Raw genomic sequence first — 2,879 nt, 5'->3', positions numbered from 1 at the left:
CGCCTTCGTCGTCGGGCATGCGGATGGCAAGCTCCAGCCGTTGTCCGGGCCCGAGCTGCAGGGCGTCGGGCGCAAAGCGCTGCGGCACCGGATTGCCGTCGAGCGCGATGACGGCGGCCTCGGCGCCGTCGACGCGGAAGCCATAGATGCGCGTGACGTCGGTGATGGCGGCCCGCAGCCGCACCAGCCCGCCGGCCGGCGCGTCATATTGCGGCTGGTCGAGCCAGTTGGCCGTGCGCACCGTGCCATAGGTGCCGCTGCGCGCCGCATCGCGCGGCCGGAACTGCGCGATGAACTGGCCGTCATCGCCGAGGCGCCAGTCGCGCAGATTGAGCGCCACTTCGGCATCGAAGGCAGGATCGTTCGGGTTTTCCACCACGATGACGCCGGTCAGCCCATGGCCCATCTGTTCCAGCGTGTTGCAATGCGGGTGATACCAAGGTGCCGGCGTCTGGCGGCGCGAAGGCGTAGTCGAAATGATCGCCCTGATACACATAGGGCTGGCTCATGAACGGCACGCCGTCCATCTTGTTGGGAACGCGGATGCCATGCCAATGGATGGTCGTCGGGTCGTCGATGCCGTTGACGAGCCGCGCGGCGAATGGCTTGCCTTTCTTCATCCTGATGACCGGCGGCGGGCCGGCCTCGCCATAGGTCAGGACATTCTTCGTTGGCGCGCCGGCCATCAACTGCGCTGCTATGCCTGCCGTCTTCAAGATCAGCGGTTCGGGTTTCGCCGCCGCCCAGCCGGCGAACTTGCCGGCGGTCGAGAGGCCGATGCCGGCCGCGCCGGCCGCCGCGGCGCCCTGCAGGAGTCTGCGGCGTGTGAAGACCGACATTGAGAATCCGGAATGGGTGAGTGGCGGCTTCAGGCTCTACCATCATTCGCGTACATCCCGAAACGGACAGATCGCCGCTCCCGAAAGCCAATCGAATGCCAGGCTGAATGCGGCAGGCCGTGATCCTGATTAATCTCCGACGGCGGCGAAATGTCCGCCGCCGAAATCCTTGAGCACCAGTTTCGGCACGCTCTCGCCGATCCGCCGCGTCGCGCTTGGAATTTCGCGGTCGAGACGGGCAAAGCGTGTCCGGCGCAATGACGGATCGGGAACAGGCACGGCCTCGATCAGCCGCCGCGTATAGGGATGGCGCGGATTGGAGAACACCTGGTCGCGACTGCCGATCTCGACGATCTGGCCGAGATACATGACGGCGACACGATCCGAGACGTTTTCGACCACCGCCATGTCGTGCGAGATGAACAGATAGGCGACGCCGAATTCGCGCTGCAGCTCCTTCAAGAGATCGAGCACGCGCGCTTGCACCGAAACGTCGAGCGCCGAAACGCTCTCGTCGGCGATGATCAGCTTCGGCCTCAGCGCCAGCGCCCGCGCGATGCAGATGCGTTGGCGTTGGCCGCCCGAGAATTCATGCGGATAAAGCTCCATCTGCTCAGACGAGAGACCGACCCGCTCGAACAGCGCTGCCACGCGCTCCCGCCGTTCTTCCTTCGAGCCGATGCCATGGATCAGCAGCGGCTCCGCCACCAGCTCGCCGACGCGCATGCGCGGGTCGAGCGAGGCATAAGGGTCCTGGAAGACCATCTGCACGTCTCGTCGCACCGCCTTGCGCTCGTCGCGCCCGAGGCGGGACAATTCGCGTCCGCCGATCGTCACGCCGCCGCTATAAGGAACGAGGCCGGCCAGCGCCTTGGCGGTGGTCGACTTGCCGCAGCCGGACTCGCCGACCAGCGCCAGCGTCTCGTTCGGCGCGATCGAGAAGCTAATGCCTTCGACGGCATGCACCCTTCGGTTGACGCGGCCGAAGAAGCCACCGCGCAGGTCGAAGCGGACATGCAGGTCTTTCACGACCGCCACCTTGTCTTGCATTGCCGCCACGTCGGACTCGCCGGAAGCCCGGCGCGCGCCGGAGCCGATGCGCGGAACGGCGGCAAGGAGCTCGCGCGTATACGCGGCTTGCGGCCTGGCAAAAATAGCCGATGTCGTCCCCTCTTCGACCATGCGGCCGTTGCGCATGACGATCACCCGATCGGCCATTTCGGCCACGACGCCCATATCGTGGGTGATCAGGATCACGCTGGTGCCGTGCTGGCGCTGCAGGTCGCGCAGCAGTTCCAGCACCTCGCCCTGCACCGTCACGTCGAGCGCCGTCGTCGGCTCGTCGGCGATCAGCACGGCGGGTTCGAGCGCCAGCGCCATCGCGATCATCACCCGCTGGCGCATGCCGCCGGACAGCTCGTGCGGAAATTGTTTCAGCCGGCTTTCGGCCTCGGAGATGCGCACCGCCTTTAGCGCCGCGACCGCGCGCAGCTTGGCCTCCGTGTGGGATACACCGGTATGCGCCTCGATCGACTCGGTGAGCTGCCGGCCGATCGACAGCACCGGATTGAGCGAGGTCATCGGCTCCTGGAAGATCATGGCGATGCGGTCGCCACGAATGTCGCGCATGCGCCGTTCGTCGAGCACCGTCAGCTCGACGGCACTGCCATCCTTATCGCAAAGCCGGATCGTGCCGGCGGCGATGCGGCCGGCCGGCTGCGGCAGCAATTGCATGATTGCCAGCGCGGTCATCGACTTGCCGGAGCCGGACTCGCCGGCGATGCACAGCGTCTCGCCGCGTTTGAGAAACAGCGACAGGCCGGATACCACCTCGCGCTCGCCATCCTCGCCGCGCACGCTGACGCTGAGGCCGGCGATTTCCAGCACCGCCTCGCCGGCCAGCGCTGATGGAACTTCGCGAACGCTTTGCGTCATTGCTCTCCCCGAGCAAGTCGGAGCGCCGGTCCCCACCCGGACCTTTGGTCCGACCTCCCGACGAGGGGGAGGTAGGGCGCTGGCGTTTTACCCTCCCTCTTGTGG

General features: G+C 66.4%; 1 protein-coding gene and 1 pseudogene. Both read right to left on the bottom strand.

The window, feature by feature from the left end:
• A pseudogene (locus EOA60_RS26860) lies at nt 1-839 on the bottom strand (multicopper oxidase domain-containing protein); the annotation flags it as partial.
• Between the two features lie 129 nt (nt 840-968).
• Entirely contained in the window at nt 969-2,774 is a 1,806-nt protein-coding gene (locus tag EOA60_RS26855; protein ID WP_095826238.1) for an ABC transporter ATP-binding protein, read from the bottom strand.
• Nucleotides 2,775-2,879 lie beyond the last annotated feature (105 nt).

The sequence above is a fragment of the Mesorhizobium sp. M1A.F.Ca.IN.020.06.1.1 genome (genome assembly GCF_004023265.1).
GTDB lineage: Bacteria > Pseudomonadota > Alphaproteobacteria > Rhizobiales > Rhizobiaceae > Mesorhizobium.
The sequence above is the reverse complement of the archived record's forward strand: the minus strand, read 5'-3'. Positions and strand labels throughout refer to the sequence as shown.